The sequence below is a fragment of the Streptomyces sp. LUP30 genome, assembly GCF_001746365.1.
Classification (GTDB): Bacteria; Actinomycetota; Actinomycetes; order Streptomycetales; family Streptomycetaceae; genus Streptomyces.
The window spans coordinates 1-19,868 of sequence record NZ_MJAJ01000045.1 but is presented as its reverse complement, the minus strand read 5'-3'; the positions used below and the strand labels follow the sequence as shown (position 1 = coordinate 19,868).

General features: G+C 72.1%; 19 protein-coding genes. 7 read left to right on the top strand and 12 right to left on the bottom strand.

Annotation, left to right across the window (positions count from 1 at the left end; genetic code table 11):
- Nucleotides 1-21: 21 nt before the first annotated feature.
- Nucleotides 22-1,002: an SMP-30/gluconolactonase/LRE family protein gene (locus tag BG482_RS29700; protein WP_069772262.1), complete on the bottom strand. Its 981-nt coding sequence runs from the start codon at nucleotides 1,000-1,002 to the stop codon at nucleotides 22-24.
- 205 nt (nucleotides 1,003-1,207) lie between these two features.
- Here BG482_RS29700 and BG482_RS29695 point away from each other — a divergent pair, with 205 nt between their 5' ends.
- Nucleotides 1,208-1,492, top strand: a complete 285-nt coding sequence (locus BG482_RS29695) for a zinc-ribbon domain-containing protein (RefSeq protein ID WP_069772261.1) — start codon at nucleotides 1,208-1,210, stop codon at nucleotides 1,490-1,492.
- A 13-nt stretch (nucleotides 1,493-1,505) separates the two neighbouring features.
- Here the strand turns inward: BG482_RS29695 and BG482_RS29690 are convergent, their stop codons facing one another.
- On the bottom strand, nucleotides 1,506-2,585 hold the full coding sequence (locus tag BG482_RS29690) for a substrate-binding domain-containing protein (RefSeq protein ID WP_069772260.1): 1,080 nt from the start codon (nucleotides 2,583-2,585) through the stop codon (nucleotides 1,506-1,508).
- Nucleotides 2,585-4,933: a SpoIIE family protein phosphatase gene (locus BG482_RS29685; RefSeq protein ID WP_069772259.1), complete on the bottom strand. Its 2,349-nt coding sequence runs from the start codon at nucleotides 4,931-4,933 to the stop codon at nucleotides 2,585-2,587. Before BG482_RS29685 ends, BG482_RS29690 begins: the two co-directional genes overlap by 1 nt.
- Before the next feature lie 121 nt (nucleotides 4,934-5,054).
- Between BG482_RS29685 and BG482_RS29680 the strand changes: the two genes are divergently transcribed.
- The 6 genes from BG482_RS29680 (at nucleotide 5,055) to BG482_RS29655 (ending at nucleotide 12,980) form a co-directional block, all read left to right on the top strand.
- The gene (locus tag BG482_RS29680) at nucleotides 5,055-6,143 is read left to right on the top strand and encodes a sugar ABC transporter substrate-binding protein (RefSeq protein ID WP_069772258.1); all 1,089 of its coding nucleotides are present in this window, start codon (nucleotides 5,055-5,057) and stop codon (nucleotides 6,141-6,143) included.
- A 21-nt stretch (nucleotides 6,144-6,164) separates the two neighbouring features.
- Nucleotides 6,165-6,947, top strand: a complete 783-nt coding sequence (locus BG482_RS29675) for a sugar ABC transporter ATP-binding protein (RefSeq protein WP_069772257.1) — start codon at nucleotides 6,165-6,167, stop codon at nucleotides 6,945-6,947.
- The gene (locus tag BG482_RS29670; protein WP_069772256.1) at nucleotides 6,941-8,152 is read left to right on the top strand and encodes a sugar ABC transporter permease; all 1,212 of its coding nucleotides are present in this window, start codon (nucleotides 6,941-6,943) and stop codon (nucleotides 8,150-8,152) included. Before BG482_RS29675 ends, BG482_RS29670 begins: the two co-directional genes overlap by 7 nt.
- Nucleotides 8,153-8,399: 247 nt before the next feature.
- The gene (locus BG482_RS29665; protein ID WP_069772255.1) at nucleotides 8,400-10,598 is read left to right on the top strand and encodes a nitrate- and nitrite sensing domain-containing protein; all 2,199 of its coding nucleotides are present in this window, start codon (nucleotides 8,400-8,402) and stop codon (nucleotides 10,596-10,598) included.
- Between the two features lie 95 nt (nucleotides 10,599-10,693).
- Complete coding sequence (locus BG482_RS29660) at nucleotides 10,694-11,761, top strand: nitrous oxide reductase family maturation protein NosD (RefSeq protein WP_069772254.1); 1,068 nt, start codon at nucleotides 10,694-10,696, stop codon at nucleotides 11,759-11,761.
- Nucleotides 11,762-11,912: 151 nt separating this feature from the next.
- Nucleotides 11,913-12,980 carry a methyltransferase gene (locus tag BG482_RS29655; RefSeq protein WP_069772253.1) on the top strand — a complete coding sequence of 356 codons (1,068 nt, stop codon included), beginning with the start codon at nucleotides 11,913-11,915 and terminating at the stop codon, nucleotides 12,978-12,980.
- A 118-nt stretch (nucleotides 12,981-13,098) separates the two neighbouring features.
- Here the strand turns inward: BG482_RS29655 and BG482_RS29650 are convergent, their stop codons facing one another.
- From BG482_RS29650 to BG482_RS29610, 9 genes are all read right to left on the bottom strand, one after another.
- Nucleotides 13,099-13,431, bottom strand: a complete 333-nt coding sequence (locus BG482_RS29650; protein ID WP_069772252.1) for a TcmI family type II polyketide cyclase — start codon at nucleotides 13,429-13,431, stop codon at nucleotides 13,099-13,101.
- Nucleotides 13,432-13,451: 20 nt separating this feature from the next.
- A complete protein-coding gene (locus BG482_RS29645) occupies nucleotides 13,452-13,931 on the bottom strand; it encodes an SRPBCC family protein (protein ID WP_069772251.1) in 480 nt (159 codons plus the stop codon).
- A gap of 1 nt (nucleotide 13,932) precedes the next feature.
- The gene (locus BG482_RS29640; RefSeq protein WP_069772250.1) at nucleotides 13,933-14,187 is read right to left on the bottom strand and encodes an acyl carrier protein; all 255 of its coding nucleotides are present in this window, start codon (nucleotides 14,185-14,187) and stop codon (nucleotides 13,933-13,935) included.
- A gap of 33 nt (nucleotides 14,188-14,220) precedes the next feature.
- On the bottom strand, nucleotides 14,221-15,471 hold the full coding sequence (locus BG482_RS29635; RefSeq protein WP_069772249.1) for a beta-ketoacyl synthase N-terminal-like domain-containing protein: 1,251 nt from the start codon (nucleotides 15,469-15,471) through the stop codon (nucleotides 14,221-14,223).
- The gene (locus tag BG482_RS29630) at nucleotides 15,468-16,736 is read right to left on the bottom strand and encodes a beta-ketoacyl synthase (protein ID WP_069772248.1); all 1,269 of its coding nucleotides are present in this window, start codon (nucleotides 16,734-16,736) and stop codon (nucleotides 15,468-15,470) included. The genes BG482_RS29635 and BG482_RS29630 overlap by 4 nt, the downstream gene beginning before the upstream one ends.
- The gene (locus BG482_RS29625; RefSeq protein WP_069772247.1) at nucleotides 16,733-17,176 is read right to left on the bottom strand and encodes a cupin domain-containing protein; all 444 of its coding nucleotides are present in this window, start codon (nucleotides 17,174-17,176) and stop codon (nucleotides 16,733-16,735) included. The genes BG482_RS29630 and BG482_RS29625 overlap by 4 nt, the downstream gene beginning before the upstream one ends.
- A gap of 72 nt (nucleotides 17,177-17,248) precedes the next feature.
- Complete coding sequence (locus BG482_RS29620) at nucleotides 17,249-18,403, bottom strand: SchA/CurD-like domain-containing protein (protein ID WP_069772246.1); 1,155 nt, start codon at nucleotides 18,401-18,403, stop codon at nucleotides 17,249-17,251.
- 136 nt (nucleotides 18,404-18,539) lie between these two features.
- Nucleotides 18,540-19,289: a class F sortase gene (locus tag BG482_RS29615; RefSeq protein WP_079142300.1), complete on the bottom strand. Its 750-nt coding sequence runs from the start codon at nucleotides 19,287-19,289 to the stop codon at nucleotides 18,540-18,542.
- Between the two features lie 116 nt (nucleotides 19,290-19,405).
- On the bottom strand, nucleotides 19,406-19,840 hold the full coding sequence (locus BG482_RS29610; protein WP_069772245.1) for a hypothetical protein: 435 nt from the start codon (nucleotides 19,838-19,840) through the stop codon (nucleotides 19,406-19,408).
- Between the last annotated feature and the right edge of the window lie 28 nt (nucleotides 19,841-19,868).

Below are 19,868 nucleotides of genomic sequence, written 5' to 3'. Positions count from 1 at the left end.
GTGTCGTGTGTGGTGGGCCGACTAGCCGCGGGCGCGCTGGTGGACGCGGGCGAGCAGCAGGTTCGGGTCCCGCCGGGTGAAGTACGCGGCGCTGGTGACGTACACGCTCCGGCCGCGGACGGCCACCGAGGTGGGGTTGGACAGCCCGTCCTGCGAGGTGAGGACGACGTGGTGGGTGCCGTCCGGGCGGACCAGCTCGACCTCGCTGCCGCCGGTCATCGCGGCGAGCACGGTGTCGCGGTGCCGCTCGACGAAGCCGAAGTCGTCGATCGCGAAGAGCCGGGTCGCCCGGGTCTCGATCGCCCCGGCGGAACCGTTGTCGCGCACGGGGATGCGCAGCAGCGTCCCGGCGTTGGTGTTGGACACCCATACGGCGTCGCGGTGGAGCCGGAGCCCGTTGGCGCCCACCTTGGCCGCGGGCCTCGCGTTGAGCGGCTGCAGTGCGGCTCCCGTGGCCCAGGCCGTGGGTGTGCCGCCGTGGCACGGGACACGCCAGACGGTGCCGAGCACCGAGTCGGCGGCGTAGAGCACCCCTCGGCGCTCGTCGAGGGCGAGGCCGTTGGGGAAGCCGTTCGTGGGCAGCTCGGCGATCTGACGGGGTGCGCTGCCGTCGCGTGCGATGCGCCAGATGCCGGTCCTGGCCGTGCCGGTGGCGTAGTTGACGTAGAGGGTGCCGTTCTCCGCGCGGGCGATGCCGAGCACGACGGCCGCGCCGACCACCGGGGTCTTCGGGTTCGCGACGGCGGGCAGGGTGGCGAGGACACGGGTGCGGCCCTCCCGGGTGACGTTGACGACCTGCCGGGCATTGGACAACGTCAGGTCGGCGGAGCCGTCCGGTTCGAGCGCGATGTTCTCCGGTGACTCTCCCCGGGCGAGCTGGAGGTGAGCGACGACGCGGGGATCCGAGACGGTCTGCTCACCTCCGGTGGCTGGTGCCGCGGCGAGCAGGCCGGCGGCGAGGGCGACGGCGGTGAAAACCGCCGGACGGTGGACTCGGGGCATGGGAGCCTTCCTTGCGAGGAAGTCGGAATCGCCGCTGTGCGGCGGTCAGAGGACCATCTCGTCGCACCGGCGGCCGCGGCCGCAGTCATGGCCGGGAGATCGCCCGCGTGGCCCACGGCATGGACCCGCCTGCCGCTCACGCGGGTGAGACGTATGCAGCAGACTGTGCCGTGCAGACCGACACTCATCCAGAAGGAAGCACAGCGTGATCATCTTCGGCACCAAGGGATATCTCTACCAGCTGGCGATACTGACGCTGGTGTGCGGCCGTTGCGGCAACCCCGCCGCCCACACCCTCAGGAAGCGGGTCACGAAGTTCACGCTGTTCTTCGTGCCGCTGTTCCCGATCTCGACGAAGTACGCCACGCAGTGCACCTTCTGCGGCGCGGAGCAGAAGGCGACCAAGGAGCAGGCGGATCAGCTGCTCGCGCAGGCCGCGGGCGCGAGCCAGGCGTACGGCCAGCCGCAGCAGCAGCCCTACCAGCACTGACGGAGGAGGCCCCTCACCGGGTGAGTCCGGCCCGGTCGCAGGCGGCCCGGAGCTGAGGGGTGCAGATGCGGGCGACCGTGTAGGCGCCGTGGTCCACCAGGACGCGCCGGATGTCGCCGACCGTCACCGCGTCCGCGGTGAGCAGGACCGACGGGATGCGGGTGGTGGTCGGACTGTCGGTGGTCGTGGTGGCGCTGTCGCCGGGGTCCTCGCCCTTCCCGACGGCGACCGCCATGGCGGCCACGGCGGCCGCCTCGTCCTTGAACGGCTTGTACACCGTCATGTACTGCTCGCCCTTGACGATGCGCCGCACGGCGTCGAGGTCGGCGTCCTGGCCGGTGACGGGCGGCAGTTTCGTGACGCCGGCGCTCTTGAGGGCGGCCACCACGCCGGCCGCGATGGAGTCGTTGGCCGCGAGGACCCCGTCGATCCGGTCCGGACCGAGGGCCGCGATGGCGGCGGACATGTTGCCGTGAGCGTTCTGGGTGCTCCAGTCGAGCGTGTCGTAGGACCTGGCGATCTTCACCTCGCCGGCGAGGACGGCCAGGGCGCCCTTCTTGTAATAGGCGGCGTTGGGCCCGGACGGGTCGCCGTTCATCATGACGACGTCGCCTCCCCCGGCGCGCCGCCCCATGCCCTTGAGCAGCGCCTCGCCCTGGAGCCTGCCGATGTGCAGGGCGTCGAAGCCGACGTAGCCGGTGACCGGGCCCTCGGCCAGGCGGTCGTAGGCGATGACCTTGACGCCCGCCCGGTGCGCCTCCTGCACGGAGGAGCGGACCGCCCGGGTGTCGGCGGCGTCGAGGATGAGGACCTTGGCCCCTTTGGTGACCATGGAGACCATCTGCTGCCGCTGTCTGGTCACGTCGTTCTCGGCGTTGGCGTACTCGACCTTGCAGCCGGGGCACAGCTTCCTCACCTGCGCCTCGATCAGCGGCCGGTCCGAGTGCTCCCAGCGCGGGACCGTGCGGCTCGGCAGCAGCAGCCCCACGGTGAAGCCCTCCCGGGCCGGCTTCTGCCCACCGCCGCAGGCGGTCAGCGGGATCGTCATGAGGGCCGCGGCGAGTACCGCGACGACGTGCTGCCGGCGGATCATCACGTCACTCCCTCCGCCACGGCGATCTCGCTCCACACCTGTTTGCCGCCGGCCACCGGCACCGAGCCGAACGAGTCCGACATGGCCTCGACGAGCAGCAGGCCGCGGCCGCCGGTCGACTCCCAGTCGACGATGACAGGCTTGGCGGGCGCGCGCGGCGAGGAGTCGCTCACGCAGACGCGCACCCGGTCACCGCGCAGGATCAGGTCGAGCCGGACCGGTCCCTGGGTGTGCACCAGGGCGTTGGTGACGAGTTCGGAGACGACCAGCAGCACGGCGTCGGCCGTTTCCTGGACCTTCCAGCGGCGCAGGGTGCGGGCGGTGAAGCGGCGGGCGTGCATGACGGCGTCCGGCAGCCGCCACACCATCCAGCCGGCCCGGATCGGGCGGGTCTTCATGCCGTCGTAGCGCAGCAGCAGCAGCGCCACGTCGTCCTCGCGACGGCCGGCGTCGCCGAGCAGCTCGTCGGCCATGGCGCCCGGGTCCGCGGGGTCGGCCGCGGCCAGCGCGGCGCGGGTGCGGCGCATTCCCTCGTCCAGGGGCAGGTCGGCGGCCTCGACGAGGCCGTCGGTGACCAGGGCGAGGACCGTGCCGGGGGCCAGTTCGACGGCCGTCATGGGGAAGTCCGCCTCGGCGAGGATGCCGAGCGGGGGGCCGCCCGCGACCTCGATCTCCTCGGTGACGCCGTCGGGTCGGCGGACCAGGGGCGCGAGGTGTCCGGCCCGGACGAAGAGGGTGTTGCCCTCCTCCATGTCGAGTTCGGCGTAGCAGCAGGTGGCGAAGAGGTCGGTCTCCATGGCGACGAGGAGCCGGTTGGCGTGCGAGACGACCACGTCGGGCGGGTGGCCCTCCATGGCGTAGGCCCGGACCGCGGTGCGCATCTGGCCCATGATCGTCGCGGCGCCGGCGCTGTGTCCCTGTACGTCGCCGATGACCAGCGCCACGCGGTCCTCGGACAGGGCGATGACGTCGTACCAGTCGCCGCCCACCTGCAGTCCCCGCTTCGCGGGCAGGTAGCGGGCGACCGCGGTGCCGCCGGGGAGTTCGGGCAGCCGCCGGGGCAGCAGACTGCGCTGGAGCATGGTGGCGAGCTCCTGCTCGGCGTCGTGGGCGTGGGCGCGTTTGAGGGCCTGGCCGACGAGGGCCGCGGTGGCGGTGAGCAGGGAGCGTTCCTCGGGAACGAACTCGTGGCGACGCTCCCAGCCGACCAGGCACACACCGGCGACCTGGCCCTTGGCGGGCAGCGGCAGCACGGCCAGTCCGCCGGCGCCGACGCCGGTCAGTCCGGGTTCGAAATCGGTGCCGGCGGGCCACAGGTCCATCCGGCCGTCGCGCAGGGCGGCCTGCAGGGTGGGCAGGGCGCGCAGCGGCGCGTCGGGCCACTCCGTGCGCCACTCGGAACGCCATATCTCCGGCCAGGCGGTGGGCCGGGGCGGGTCGAGGACGGTGACCAGGAGCCGGTCGTCCTGGAGCGCGGCGAGGGCCACCCGGTCGGCGCCCAGCGGCTCGCGCAGGGCGGCGACCACGACGCGGCCGACGTCGCGGACGGTGTTGGCGTCGTCGAGGGCGGCGGTCAGCCACTGGATGCGGGCGACGTCGTCGGTGCCGCGGCGCAGCACCGGGGTGGCCGTGACCACGCCCAGCACCTCTCCGGGCGCGTCGGGTACGCCCGCCTCGACGCGGCAGCTGAGGCTCAGCCAGCGCATCTCGCCGGTGGGGCCGCGGACGCGGAACTCCAGGTCACGTCGGACGGACGCCTGGGCGGACGGCTCCAGGACCGACATCAGGGCGTGCATGTCCTCGGGCAGGGCGTGGGCGAGGAGGGTGTCGGCCTTGCCGTCGAAGTCGTCCGGGGAGATGCCGACCAGGTCCAGGAGCGTCTCGTCGGCCTCGATCAGACCGGTGTCCGGGAAGAGGACGAACGAGCCGACGCGCAGGGTGCGCAGGGCGGGCGCGAGCAGCGGGGCCGGCGCGGGTGCGTCCCCGGCCGGTCGCAGGAGCACCGCGAGGGCGTCGGCATAGCGTTCCAGGAACTGGCGTTGCTCGATGTCGAAGCCGTCCACGGAGGCGCCCCGGACGACGAGGCAGCCCAGCCGTCTGCCGTCCGCGTCGAGGGGCAGCGCGCCGAGCGGGGTGTCGGCGGTGAGCCACAGGGGTCGGTCGTTCCGGTAGGCGCGCGCGGCGGGCGAGTCACCCGACAGCGGCAGGTGGTCCGGCGGCCCGTGCTCGGGAGGAGCGTCTCCGGACGCGTCCATCAGCCGGAGCTCCCCGTCGCCGACGGCGGGCGCGTAGACCGCGGCCTGTGTCGCTCCGGCGAAGGTCAGAGCCCGGTCGAGGCATCTGCGCACCGTACCTCCCGTCCTGCCGCAGGTGCCGACAGGTTGAGATCGGGGCACCCACCCACCAGAATCGCATATACGGATCAACCGAACACATCCACCTTATTGTCCTCTACGGCAGGTATCGCACATGAAGGCCTGCATACGGGACGCCGCCGCCGTCGTGACGGCCGTCTCCACCGCGATCGTGCTGGCGGCCTGCGGGTCGGACACGGGCGGCGACCCCGCCGGGGGGAGCGGACCGCGCATCGGTCTGCTGCTGCCCGACGCCACGACGGCACGCTGGGAGACGCAGGACAGGCCCCTGCTGGAGAAGCGGATCCGGGAGCTGTGCGCGACCTGCACCGTCGAACACGCCAACGCCAAGGGCGACGTGGCCCTCCAGCAGGAGCAGATGGACTCGATGATCACCAGAGGTGTGGACGCCGTCGTGCTCGTCGCCGTGGACGCCCGCGCGATGGCCCCCACCGTCTCCCAGGCCCACGACGCGGACATCCCCGTCATCGCCTACGACCGGCTCGCCGAGGGCCCGATCTCGGGTTACGTCTCCTTCGACGGCCTGGAGGTCGGCCGGCTCCAGGGCCGTGCGCTGCTGAAGGCGATGGGCGACAAGGTGCCCGGCGCGCAGATCGTGATGATGAACGGCGATCCCAGCGACCCCAACGCCCGGGCGTTCCGGCAGGGCGCGCTGTCCGTGCTCGACGGGAAGGTGAAGATCGGCAAGGCCTACGACACCCCGCAGTGGCGTGCGGAGACCGCCCACATGAACATGTCCGGCGCGCTCGCGGCCCTGGGCGACGGCGCCATCGACGGCGTCTACGCCGCCAACGACGGCCTCGCCGGCGGGAGCATCTCCGCCCTCAAGGCGAACAAGGTCGATCCGCTGCCGCCGGTCACCGGACAGGACGCCGAGCTCGCGGCCCTGCGGCGCATCGTCGACGGCGAGCAGTACATGACCGTGTTCAAGCCCTTCGGTCCCGAGGCCGCCGCGGGCGGCGCCATGGCCGTGGCGGCGGCACACGGGGACAGCCTCGGGCCCGTGGCCACCGGCAAGGTGCCGACGCGCGGCGGGGAGGCGGTCGCCTCGGTGCTGCTCGCCCCGGTGTCCGTGACGGCCGACAACATCGGGGACACGGTCGTCAAGGACGGTCTGCACACGGTCGGGCAGATCTGCGTACCCCGCTTGCGCGCCGCCTGCGCCAGGGCCGGCCTGACCTGACCCGACCCGCGGACCGAGGAGTTGGTTTCCGTGCCGGATCCCCCCTTGCTGGCACTGCGCGGGGTGTGCAAGCGCTTCGGCGTCGTCGAGGTCCTCACGGACATCGAGCTGGAGATCCACTCCGGGCAGGTCGTCGCTCTGCTCGGGGACAACGGGGCCGGCAAGTCCACACTGGTCAAGGCGATCTCCGGGGTGGCCCCGGCCGAGAAGGGCGTCATCGAGTGGCAGGGCCGGCCGGTCCACATCCGGCGTCCGCACGACGCCCGGGACCTGGGTATCGCCGCCGTCTACCAGGACCTCGCCCTGTGCGGGAACCTCGACGTCGTCGGCAACCTGTTCCTGGGCCGGGAGATCCGCCGGTTCGGGTTCCTGGACGAGGTGGAGATGGAGCGCCGCACCAGGCAGCTGCTGGAACGGCTGACCAGGGGGCTGCCCGATCTGCGCGGCCCCGTCGTGTCGCTGTCCAGCGGTCAGCGGCAGACGGTCGCCATCGCGCGCTCGCTTCTGGGGGACCCTCGGGTGCTCCTCCTGGACGAACCGACGGCCGCGCTGGGCTTCGAGCAGACCACCGAGGTCCTCGACCTGGTAGACCGGTTGCGGGACCGCGGTCTCGGCGTCCTGCTCATCAGTCACAACATGGGCGACGTGAAGGCTCTCGCGGACCGCGCCGCGGTCCTGCGGCTGGGTCGCAACAACGGCTTCTTCGACGTGAACACCGCGTCCCAGGAGCAGATCGTCTCGTCCATCACCGGCGCCACGGAGAACGTGCCCCGCCGGCCGGCCGGCCGGGAGGCGGGGTGGTGAAGAGCTTGCGGGCCGTCGCCCGTGGCGCGCAGAGCGCGGTCACGGTCGTCCGGCGCCGGCTGCGCGCCGGCGAGCTGGGGTCGCTCCCCGTCGTCCTCGTCCTGGCCGTCGTCTGGATCACCTTCCAGTGCCTCAACCAGAACTTCCTCTCGCCGCGCAACCTGTCCAACCTCAGCGTGGACATCGTCGGGACGGGGCTGATCGCGGTCGGCATCGTCTTCGTGCTGCTGCTCGGTCAGCTGGACCTGTCCGTCGGATCCATCAGCGGCCTGGCGGCGGCGGTCTTCGCCGTGCTGAACGTCAACAACGGGGTGCCGGAGTGGCTCGCGCTCGTCGTCGCGGTGCTCGTGGGCACCGTGGCGGGGACGATCCAGGGCTACTCCATCGCCCGAACCCGGGTTCCGGCGTTCGTGGTCACGCTCGCCGGGCTGCTCACCTGGAACGGCCTGATGCTGGCCGTGCTCGGCGACAGCGGCACCGTCAACCTCGACGAGGACGGGCTGGTCGCCCGGCTGACCAGCTACTACTTCACCCATGACGCCGTCGCGTACGGTCTGGCGGCGGTGGCCGCGGGGGCGGTCTTCCTCGTGTCCGACCGGGACCGGCGCCGTCGCAGGGCCGTGGGCATGCCGCACCGCTCGCTGCGCGGGGTCCTGGTGCGCACCGCAGGGCTCGCGGTGCTCGCGTTCGCCGTCGCGTATCTGCTCAACCGGTTCCAGGGGCTGCCGCTGGCACTGTTGATCTTCCTGGTGCTGGTCGCCGCCCTCGACGTGGTGCTGCGCCGCACGCACTACGGTCGGCAGGTCTACGCGCTCGGCGGCAGCATCGAGGCGTCACGGCGCGCCAGCATCGACGTGACATGGGTGCAGACCGCGGTGCTGGCGACCTCGGGCACCATGGCCGCGATCGGCGGGCTGTTCCTGGCCTCGCGCATCACGTCGGTGAGCCAGACCTCGGGGTCGGGAGTGCTGCTGGTCAACGCCATCGCGGCGGCCGTCATCGGCGGCACCAGCCTGTTCGGCGGGCGGGGCACGACCTGGTCGGCGGTGCTGGGGATGCTGGTCATCCAGTCGATCGCCTCGGGGATGGCGATCACGGACACTCCGCCCGCCGTCCAGTTCGTGATCACGGGCGGGGTGCTGTTCGCCGCCGTGGTCATCGACTCGCTGTCGCGCCGCTCGCTGGAGGCGCACGGCCGGGCCTGAGGGGCCGACGCGACTTTGTGCGGACATGTGTCGGCGTTCGCCTGTGCGCGGCGGTCGTTCGGTCTACGGTGGGACCGCTCCGAGTTTGATGAAACTTGCACCACTTTTGAACGCAGCGCCGCCGTCGCACCGTAGTGAGGGGAGAACGGCGCGTCACGCGCGACGCGTTCCAGGCGATAGGACGACCTTGCCGAACAACTCACCCACAGCGGAGGGACGAAGAAGGTCCCTCACCAGCAACTGGCCGGTGGGCCGACGGCTGCGGGCCGTCCTGCTCATCCCGGTGCTCGTCGCCCTCGTGCTCGGGGGCGTGCGGGTGAAACGTTCGGTGGACACCTGGCAGGACGCCGACGACGCGGTCCGCGTGGCCGAACTCGTCCAGGCGGCGAACAAATACGCCAGCGACGCGATCAACGAACGCGATGTGTCGGTCATCCCCCTGCTGACGGAGAAGAAGGCGTCGGACGCGGTCGTCCAAGCCCGCAGGACGACCGACGCGGACGCCGCCGCCTTCGACCGCGCTGTCACCCGGATGCCCCGGACCAGCGGTCTGCTGCGGCGCGTGCAACTGGTCCGCAACGGCGAGCAGCAGCTCGGCGTCGTGCGGGCCAACGCGTTCACGCCCCGGATGTCCGGCGTGCAGACGGAGGAGAGCTATCACACGGTCCAGCACCCCCTGATGGAGCTCTCGAACGAGCTGGGCTACGGCAGCAGCAATCAGACCAGCTTCGGCCGGACGCTCTACGCCGCGTCCCTCACGCAGGCGGCCGAGTCCCTGATCCGCTCCATCGGCACCCACCTGCTGGTCGAGAACCGCGACGATCTCGCCGCGGGGGAGCTGGAGGCCCAGCTCGCCTCGTTCCGCTCGTACGCCTATCTCGAACAGGTGGGCCTCCAGGAGTTCGCCGGCGCCGGCACCGCGCAGGACATGGCGAGGCTCCAGCAGGCGCTGGCCGCCGCCGAGGCGCGCGGCGAGCGGCAGAGCGCCGACGCAGCCGCGAAAGCGACGGCGGCGGGGCGCACCTACGTGAGCCCGCCCCCCATCGCAGAGATGATCACCGAGATCGCCACCGGGAAGCCGGCCGACGAGCTCGCCGCCAAGGGCGTCACCCCCGAGTCCTTCTTCGCCGCGTCCACCCTGGGCTTCGACGCCTACCGGAGCATCCAGGTGAACCTCACCGACGCCGCGCTGGCCAGCGCCGAGGACATCGCCGACGACGCGCGGCGCGACGCGATCACCAACGCCGCGCTCGTGCTCACCGCCGTGCTCGCCGCCTTCCTCCTCGCCTCCTGGGTGGCGCGCACGATGAGCACCGGCATGCGCCGCTTGAGCGCCTCCGCCATCGAGATCGCCGGAAAGCGCCTGCCGGGCCTCATCCACCAGATGTCGCAGCCCGACGCCGGCCCGGTCGACACCCGGGTGACGCCGATCCCGATCGACACCACCGACGAGATCGGCGAGGTCGCCCGGGCCTTCGACCACGTCCACCGCGAGGCCGTCCGGCTGGCCGCCGAGCAGGCCCTGCTGCGCGGCAACATCAACGCGATCTTCACCAACCTCTCCCGTCGCAGCCAGTCCCTGATCGAGCGTCAACTCGCCCTGATCACCAGCCTGGAGGACAACGAGACCGACCCGGAGCAGCTGGAGAACCTCTTCCGGCTGGACCATCTGGCCACCCGTGTGCGCCGCAACGGCGAGAACCTCCTGGTGCTCGGCGGCGAGAAGCCCGTGCAGGCGTGGGACCGGCCGCTGCCGCTGGTCGACGTCATCCGCGCGGCCTCGTCGGAGGTGGAGCAGTACGAGCGCATCCAGTTCTCCGGCCTGCCGGAGGTGCAGATCCAGGGCCCCGCCGTGACCGACCTCGTGCATCTGCTGGCGGAACTGCTGGAGAACGCCACGGCGTTCTCGTCCCCCCGCTCGGAGGTGCGGGTGACCGCGGCCCGGCTGCCCGACGGCCGGATCATGATCGAGATCCACGACGAGGGCATCGGTCTGGCGGCGGACGACTTCGCGACGATCAACCACAAGCTCGCCAACCCCCCGACCGTCGACGCCGGCATCTCCCAGAACATGGGGTTGTACGTGGTCGGCCGGCTCGCCGAACGGCACGGCATCCGCGTGCAGTTGCGCCCCTCCGGCGAGCGGTCGGGGACGACGTCCCTCGTCATGCTGCCCGACACGCTCGCCGATCGCTCGCCCGACGCCCAGCCCGACTCCGACACGCTGACGCTGGCCATGGTCAAGAACGTGCCGGGATCCCGGCAGGCGGACGTCATGGCCTCCCTGGGCGGCGGCTCGGACTCCGGGGACGCGTTCAGCGACTACGAGGCATGGCAGGACGAACCGGCGGGGACACGGCCCGCCGAGGAGCCCCGGCCCGCCGCCACCAGACCCCGCCCCCTCCCCCGGCGAGCCCCCGGCAGCCGTGGCCACCGCTCCCCCTGACCCCGCGTCCGCCCGTGGCGCGTCCGGCGGCGGGACACGCCGCCGGACGGCCTATCCCGCCACCCCGAGGCCTTTGCGGTCATAACGTCAGCAATATGAAGAAATGCCATATCGCATATCTGGCGTGCACGGCGGCGCTCGTCGGGACGGGGCTCGGCGCCGCCCCGACCGCCGCCGGGCACACGGTCCACCTGGTCAAGCCCGGGCAGTCGATCCAGAAGGCGGTGGACGCGGCCGAGCCCGGCGACACGGTCCTGCTGACCCTCGGCGTCTACCACGAGAGCGTCACCCTGAGCACGCCCGGGCTGACCCTGCGCGGCATGGGCCGGCGCACGGTGCTCGAACCGGCCGCCCACGCCGCGAAGGCCGCGGGCACCTGCGCCGCGGACGGCAACGGCATCTGCGTCGTCGGCACCAAGGACCACCGTGTCGAGGACGTCACCGTCGCCGCCCTGACCGTCTCCGGCTTCACCCGGAACGGCGTCTACGCCACGGCGACCGACCGCCTGACGGTGCGCAACGTGACCGCCGTGAAGAACGGGGTGTGGGGCATCGCCCAGGAGGGCTCCGTGCGGGGCGCGTTCCGCGGCAACACCGCACGGGACAACGGCGACGCGGGTCTGTTCCTCGCCAACAGCGTCAAGGAGGAGCAGGGCGCCACGGACACGGACGGAACGGTGATCGAGCGCAACCGGCTGGAGGGCAACCGGATCGGCGTCACCGTGCGCCGCCTGCGCAACCTGACCGTCGCGCACAACCGCATGACGGGCAACTGCGCCGCGGTCTTCGTCGTCGGCGACGAGAACAAGCCCAAGGCCGGGCTCGTGACCGTGCGCGAGAACCGCATCGTCAGCAACAACAAGTCCTGCCCGAAGACGGCCCGGCTGGACGCCCTGCAGGGCTCCGGGATCGTGCTGACCGGGGCCGAGGACAGCCTGATCACCCGCAACGTGATCGAGGACAACGTCGGCCGGTCCCCGCTCTCGGGCGGCATCGTCCTGTTCAAGAGCTTCGTGGGCACCACCAGCGACCGCAACCGCATCAGTGACAACCAGCTGAGCGGCAACTCCCCGGCGGACCTGGTGAACGCGGACACCGCCGGCAAGGGCAACACCTTCGAAGGCAACTCGTGCCGGGCGTCGCAGCCCGCCGGACTGTGCTGAGCGGCCGCCGACCGCAGCCGTTCACGGGCCCGCGCGTCGCGGGAACTCCCTGCGTCCCGTGCACCCCGTGACTCCCGCGCGCCCCGGGCCCGGACAGGAACTCCAGGCACTTCAGGAACCTCAGGAACCCACGTAGGAAAGAAGGCGGCAGATGACGACCGTTCAGCCCCCCAAGCTCTCGGACCCGGCGGCCCAGGGGGCGCCCCCGGCCCCGCCCCCGTCCATGCGGCTGAGGGAGCTCGCGTTCGGGGCGGCATGCGCCGCCGCCCTGCGCGCGGCCGCCCGGCTGGGCGTCGCCGACGCCCTCGGCGACAGCCCGCTGCCCGTGGCGGACCTCGCGGCCGCGGTGAAGACCGAGCCCAAGCCGCTGCGGCGGCTGCTGCGGGCCCTGTCCTGCTACGGCGTCTTCGCCGAGCAGGCCGACGGGACGTTCGCGCACACCGACGTCTCCCGGCTGCTGCGCGAGGACGACCCCCACAGCCTGCGCGCCATCACCCTGTGGTGCACCGAGCCCTGGACCTGGGACGCCTGGCCTCTGCTGGACGAGGCCGTGCGCACCGGCCGCAACGTCGTGCAGGACCTGTACGGCAAGGAGTTCTTCCCCTACCTCAACGAGGACGCCCCGGAGTCCGCGGACGTCTTCAACCGCGCCATGACGACGTCCAGCGTGCAGTCGGCGCGGGACGTGGCGGAGTTCCTCGACCTGTCGGGGAGCAAGTCGGTCGCCGACCTGGGCGGCGGCCAGGGGCACGTGGTGGCGAGCCTGCTGGACAAGTACCCCACGATGCACGGGATCCTGCTCGACCTGCCCCGGGTGGTGGAGAACGCGGTGCCGAGGCTGCTCGCGGGCGGCGACCTCGCCGACCGGGCCCGCGTCGTGCCGGGCGACGTCCGCGAGGCCGTCCCGGTGCAGGCCGACGTCTACGTCATCAAGAACATCCTGGAGTGGGACGACGAGAGCACCGCCCGCTTGCTGCGCAACGTCCGCGAGGCGGGCGGGCCGGGAGCGCGGGTCGTGGTGATCGAGAACCTCGTCGACGACACGCCGTCGATGCGGTTCAGCACCGCCATGGACCTGATGCTGCTCCTCAACGTCGGCGGCGCGAAGCACACCACCGAGAGCATGGTCTCCCGGCTGACCGACGCGGGGCTGGTCATCGACGACGTCAGCCCGGTCAACCCCTATCTGCACGCGTTCGACTGCCACGTCGCCGGCTGATCCGACCCCGTTCCCGCCCCGCCCCTCCCCTGCACCACCTGCTCTCCCCTTCCCCGCAGACCACCGGTCGCCGGGCCCGCAGCGCCGCGGGCCCGGCGACCGGTGACGGTCGGCGAGGTCAGCCGGCCGGCTCGCGCTCCCACAGGTAGAAGCGCTGCGCCATGGCGTCCTTGGGGGAACGCCAGGTCTCGGGGTCGTACGCGCTGACATACGCGGACAGCCGTTCGCTCACGTCGCGGAACTCCGGATGCCCGGTGATCTTGGCGATGGCGGGGCCGGGCTCGCGCTCCGACTCGATCATGTGCATGTACACATCGCCGAACTGGAAGAGGCTGCGCCGGACGACGCCGACGAGGTGCGGCAGTTCCCCCCGGTCGGACTCCTCGAACACCTTGGCGATGTCGGGGGCGGATCCGGGGGCCATCCGGGCGACGATCAGGGCCTGGTGCATGGGACCGTTCTCCGTCCGGGTCAGTCGGTCAAGCCGGGGGTGGCGCCGCGTTCGGCGGCGGCCTTCTCGATGCGATCCCGGATCAGGCCCATCTGGACCTTGGAGTTCCGGTTGATGTTGTCGGTCATCCAGTCGTCGTCGACCGGCGCCTCCGGCTTCATGGCGAAGTCCTGCGTCCACACCATCCGCGTGCCGGCCGGGACCTCCTCGTACCGCCAGTGGATGTTCATGTGGTCGAACGGACCCGTCTCGACCCGGCGGGCCTTGACCGTGCGCGTCTCGCGGTCCGGCTCGCGCTCCGAGACCCAGCTCCACACCGTCCCGTTCTCGTCCGGGTGCATGGTCAGCCGGAAGGTCGTCCTGCGTCCCTCCCGGGAGAGGATCTCGACGGACGCGTACTCCGTGAACAGCCGCGGCCAGTTCTCCAGATCGTTGGTGATCTCCCAGACGAGGTCCAGGGGCGCCGCGATGGTGATCTCGTTCTGTGTGTGTCCGGTCATCTCAGGCTCCTGTCATGAGGGCGCTGTTGACGAGGTCGAGGAACTCGCGGGGCGTCTTGGAGCGTTCGGCGTCGGGCGGCATCGGCGTGCCGTACCGGTTCTCCAGCTCGCCCACGATGCCCAGCAGACCCAGCGAGTCGACGCCCAGGGTGTCGAAGCCGGTCTCCGGCTCCCGGAGGCGGTCCGGGGCGACGGTGACGCCGGCGGACTTCTTCATGAGTTCGGCCAGCTCTTCTACGGTGATGCGGTCAGTCATCGGTTCCTCTTCTCTCTGCTGAGCGGCGCCTCGCTACGAGGCGTCGGCGACGCCGTGCCGGAGCACCAGCGCCGAGTTCGACCCCATGAGTCCCCGGCTCAGGACCAGTGCCGTGCGCACCTCGGCGGTGCGGGCGCGGCCGGTCACGAGGTCGAGGTCATGGCAGACGTCGAAGACGTTGGGCGTCGGGGGGATCAGGCCGTGCTCCATCGTGAGCACCGCCGCCGCGGCGTCCATCAGCGGCGCCGCGCAGTACCCCCGCCCGATGCCGGTCTTCGGCGCCGTGACGGGCACCCTGGCCCCGTGCGGACCGAGCGCGTCGACGATGGCCAGCGCCTCGGCGCGGTCGGCCTCGGGGACGCCGAGCGCGTCGGCGAAGACCACGTCGATCTCCTCCGGGGCGCAGTCGGCCTCCTCCAGGGCTCCTCGGACGGCCTGGGCGAGGCCTTCCCGGGACTCCTCCCAGCGGGAGGGGCCGGTGAAGGTCGCGGCGTGTCCGGCGAGGAGGGCCCGCACCCGCGCGCCGCGCGCCCGGGCCGACTCCGCCGCCTCCACCACCATCATGGCGCCGCCCTCGGCGGGCACGAATCCGCAGGCCGCGGAGGTGAACGGGCGGTAGGCACGAGTCGGGTCGTCGACCGTGCTGAGCTCCTCGTAGCCGAGCTGGCAGACGACCGAGTACGGCGCGATCGGCGCCTCGGTCGCCCCGGCCACGATCACGTCGGTGCCGCGGCACACGGCCCGCGCCGCGTGGGCGAGGGCGTCCAGGCCGCCGGCCTCGTCGGCGGCGACGACCGAGCAGGGACCCTTGAAGCCGCGGCGGATGGAGATCTGGCCGGTGCTGGCGGCGTAGAACCAGGCGATGGACTGGTAGGGGCCGACATAGCGGCTGCCCTTGCCCCACAGCTGCTGCAGCTCGCGCTGGCCGAACTCGCCGCCGCCGGAACCGGCAGCGGTGACCACGCCGACGGAGAAGGGGGCGGCGTCGGTCTCGGTCCGGCCGAGGCCCGCGTCGTCCAGCGCGAGGTCGGCGGCGGCCATCGCGAAGTGCGTGAACCGGTCGGTCTGCACGAGGTAGCGCTCCTCGATCGCGGCCGCCGGGTCGAAGTCGCGGACCTGGCCCGCCACCCGCAGCGGCAGGTGCTCACAGCCCTCGCGGGTGACCCGGTCCAGGACGCTGATGCCCTCCTTGGTGGACTTCCAGAAGGTCTCCGTGCTGGCTCCGTTGGGCGCGACCACGCCGATTCCCGTGACGACCGCGCGCCGTTGAAGGGGTTCGCTCATCGTGTCTTCTCCCTCGGCCGGTTCATGACCACCGCGGACTGGAATCCGCCGAACCCGCTGCCCACCGAGAGCACGCTGCCCAGCCTGCGCTCACGGGCCACGCGCGGGACGTAGTCCAGGTCGCACTCGGGGTCGGGCGTCTCGTAGTTCGCGGTCGGCGGCACGACCTGGTGGGTCAGCGCCAGGACGCAGGCGACGAGTTCGATCGCGCCGATCGCGCCCAGGGAGTGGCCCACCATGGACTTGATGGAGCTCATCGGGGTGTCGTAGGCGTGCGCGCCCAGGACCTGCTTCACCGCGGCGGTCTCATGACGGTCGTTCTGCTTGGTGCCCGACCCGTGCGCGTTGACGTAGTCGATCGCGCCGGGGCCGATCCGCGCGTGGTCGAGGGCGTCCTCGATGGCCCGGGCCATCTCCAGTCCCTCACTGGTCAGCCCGGTCATGTGGTAGGCGTTGCCGAAGGTGGCGTACCCGCCGAGCTCGCAGTACACGTGCGCGCCGCGGGCCCGGGCGTGCTCCAGCTCCTCCAGGACGAGCACGGCGCCGCCCTCGCCCATCACGAACCCGTCGCGGTCTGCGTCGAAGGGACGCGAGGCGTGGGCGGGGTCGTCGTTGTTGGAGGAGGTCGCCTTGATCGCGTCGAAGCACGCCATGGTGATCGGGGAGATCGGCGAGTCCGAGGCGCCGGCTATGCAGATGTCGGCCCGGCCCTCCTCCACGGTGTGGAAGGCGTACCCGACCGCGTCGAGTCCGGAGGTGCAGCCCGTGGAGACGGTCTGCACCGGCCCGCGCGCCCCGAACCGCTCGGCCACCGTCGAGGCCAGCGTGCTGGGGGTGAACGCGCGGTGCAGCTGCGGGGCCGCCTCGCGGTGGTCCACGTCCCAGCGCTGCCCGCCGTGGCTGACCAGGACGTAGTCCTTCTCCAGCCGGGTGGTGCCGCCGACCGCGGTGCCCAGGGAGACGCCGACCCGCCAGGGGTTCTCGGCGGCGAGGTCCAGACCGGCGTCCCGTACGGCCTCGTCGCCCGCGGCCAGCGCGAACTGGATGTAGCGGTCGCAGCGTTCGACGTCACGGGCGTCCAGACCGTGGGCGGCCGGGTCGAAGTCGCACTCGGCGGCGATCCGCGAGCGCAGACCGGCCGGGTCGAAGAACGTGATGCCGCGCGTCGCCGTGCGCCCCTCGACCAGGAGCTTCCAGAACGCCGGCACGCCTATGCCGCCCGGGGCGACGATGCCTATGCCGGTGACCGCGACACGTCTCGTCATGACCGGACCTGACGTCGTGCGGCCGCCTCGGAGCCGATCACCACGGGCTCGGCGTCGGTCTCCTCGGTGTCGACGTGACCGAGCGGCGGGGTCGGAGCCAGCGGGCCGAGGTGGAAGACCATGCGGGCCTCGACGTTGCCGACGTTGCGGAAGCGGTGCCGCATCCCGACGGGGATCATCAGGCCCTGCTCGGGCTGAAGGGACTGCGCCTCGCCGTCGAGGTCCACCTCCAGCTGGCCGCACACGACGTACACGAACTCCTCGGAGTACGGGTGGTAGTGCTCGGCGATGCGGTCGCCCGGCTTGATGAGTGCGACGCCCATGAAACCGCTGGTCGAGCCGACCGTGACGGGGGTGAGCATGGCGCGCAGATCGCCGCCGCGCCGGGTGTTGGGCTCGACCTCGCTGAGATCCACGACTCTGGGACGGGATGTGATCACGACGTTCCTCCGATGGTGTACTGCGCCGGCGTGGGAGGGGCGGGGACCCGCCCCGTCCCACGTGATGGGGGATCAGGCCTCGGGCGACCGGCGGTCGGTGACGAGGTCCATGCGCGCGAGCTCGAGGAACCGCGCGAGTCGGACGTCCTTGGCGGCGGACCGGTCGGACGCGCCCGGGTCGTCCTGGAGGGTGGTCAGCTCGGCCACCTGATCGGGGTCGGCCAGGCCCAGGGCCTGCACCGGGTCGGCGGCGTCGAGTCCGCCTCGCACGTCGATCAGCCGGACGACGACGTCGTCGCGCTGGAAGATCGTGCTGCGCAGGACCGGGTTGCGCGGGTCGTCGGCGGCGGTCTCGTCCTGCCGGGCGAGCAGCTCGGCCAGCTTCATGCCGCGGTCCGGCCGGGTCGGGTAGCACAGGGCGTACCGCTCGGCCTGCGCGTCCTGCCGGTCCGCCGTGACGTGGTGGACGGCGGGCAGCGCGGCCCGGGTGAAGAACACCCGCGCGGACTCGGGGTCGTTGAGGTCCCGGTCCTGCTCCAGATAGGGGTTGATGGCCTCCTCGACGGCCCGCACCTCGGGCTGCCGGGACACGTGGCGCAGCGCGGACAGCAGGTCGCCCCGCACCTCGATGGCCCGCACCACGCGGTTGCCGTGCATGAACAGCGAGGTGCGGCACAGCCGGGTGGTTTCGTCGACCTTCGGCTCGGGTGAGGCGTAGTCGGCGAGGATCTTGGCAACGATGTCTTCACTGCCCGGCTTGACGGTGAAGGTGAGCGCGTGCCGGATCATGCCGTCGCCGATCCGGGGCGACGACTGGAGCCGGCGCTTGCCCTTCTCGCCGTCCGCCGGGCCGCCCGTCTCCCGCACGACGTGGAAGCGCAGCGACCTGGTGTCGCGCACGCAGCTGTGCAGCGGCTCCACCATCCGCACGTGCTCCTCGCTGTTGACCCAGGCGAGGAACGGAGGGGCGCTCTCCCACTCGCTGGTGATGAGCCACTGGGAGGGGTTCTCGATGGACTGGCACAGTTGGTCGCTGACATGCCCGGGGACGGACGCGACCTGGTTGCAGAGCTGCTCGTACGCCTCCAGGAACTGCTGCTGGGCCCCGTCGTAGACGTCGACCAGGAGGACGACGCGAAGCCGGGAGCCGTCGAACACGGACTGGGAGACGCGTTGCGACGCCTGTCGCGTCCGCGAGCCTGCAACACGTTCGGACGTGGTGGTCATCCTGCGCACATCTCCTTCACGGAGGGGGAAGTGAACGTCGGCCGCGGTGATGCGACGTCAGCGTTCCTCGATCCTGTGCCCGTCCCCGCGAGTGCGCGAGTCGGATGAACTACGCGGGTGACCGGCCGGGGCAACGTCAGACGAGATGCGCGAAGACGACCAGGTTGTCCGTGTAGTCCTTGACCTGCCGGTCGTAGTCGCCCGCACAGGTGATCAGGCGTGCCTGGGCCTGCGCGGTGTCGCCGTACACCCGTTCGCTGGGAAAGTCGTCCTTGGCGAAGGTCTCCACGCTGTCGACCCGGAAGGACGCCCGGGTGCCGTCGGCCCGCAGGACGTGGAACAGATCGCCCTTCGTCAGTTCGCCGAGCCGCGCGAAGACGGCCGCGGACGTCTTGGTGTCGACGTGTCCGGCGATGATCGAGGTGCCCGTCTCCCCGGGGGAGGCGCCCTTGGCGTGCCAGCCGACGAGGTTGACGTCGCTCGCCGGAGGCGGGTTCAGCCGCCCGCTGGGCCCGATGGCGAGGTCGGTGAAGGGGGCGTCGACCGAGATCTTCGGGATGAGCAGCCGTACGGGCCGCGAGCGCGGCAGGTGCTTTCCCACCGGTCGGCCGTCGGGCGCCGGCGGGGCCTGCGCCTCCGGTGCGTCCGCCGCGGGGGCGTCCGGTGCGGGGGTCGCCGGGGCCGAGGCGGCGGCGGGCGGGGCGTGCGGCGGGCTGGCCGTGCCGGAAGAGGCGTCGTTGCCGCCGGCCAGGCCGAGCGCCACGACCACGGCGACCGAGGCGCAGATCATCATCAGGCCGGTGCGGGAGGTCCCCTCCTCGGCGGAACCCGGCTCACCGCCGGAGGGATCGGAGGGGGAAGGGGAGGAAGACGGGGGGACTGCCATCGGGGATTACCTCACTCGGGCGCGGCACGGGTGCGGGGCGGGGCGCGGGTGGCGAGCCGGGCCGCCGCGCGGGGCGCGCGCGGCGGCCGCGGCTTCGCTATCGCGACCGGCATGGGTCAGGCCACGCCTGCGGCGGTCTTCTTGCGGCGCAGGGCGTAGAGGCCGGTGCCGGCGACGGCGAGGATGCCGAGTCCGCCGGCGGTGAGGGAGGGGCCGGCGAGGGCGCCGCCGCCGGTGTGCATGCCGCCGTTGGGCTTGTCGTGCTCGCCCTTCCAGCCGTCGGCGTCCTTCTGGTGGGCGCCGTCCCAGGAGTGGTCGTCCTGGCCGGCGGAGGAGTCCTGGCGGTCGTGGTCGCCGGCGCCGTCCTGCTCCTTCTGCCAGTCCTGGTCCTTGTAGGTGTCGGGGTCGAAGCGGGGGTCCTTGGCGGCGGAGCCGTCGCGGTCGCCGCCCTGGTTCAGGGCGGTCAGCGCGCCGCCCCCCCGAGTGCGGCGGATGCGGTCCCACCTCTTGACGGCCGCCGTATGACTGCGTAGACATGTCAGCGCAGACATGACTGCGCAGTCATGTGACGGAGGTCCG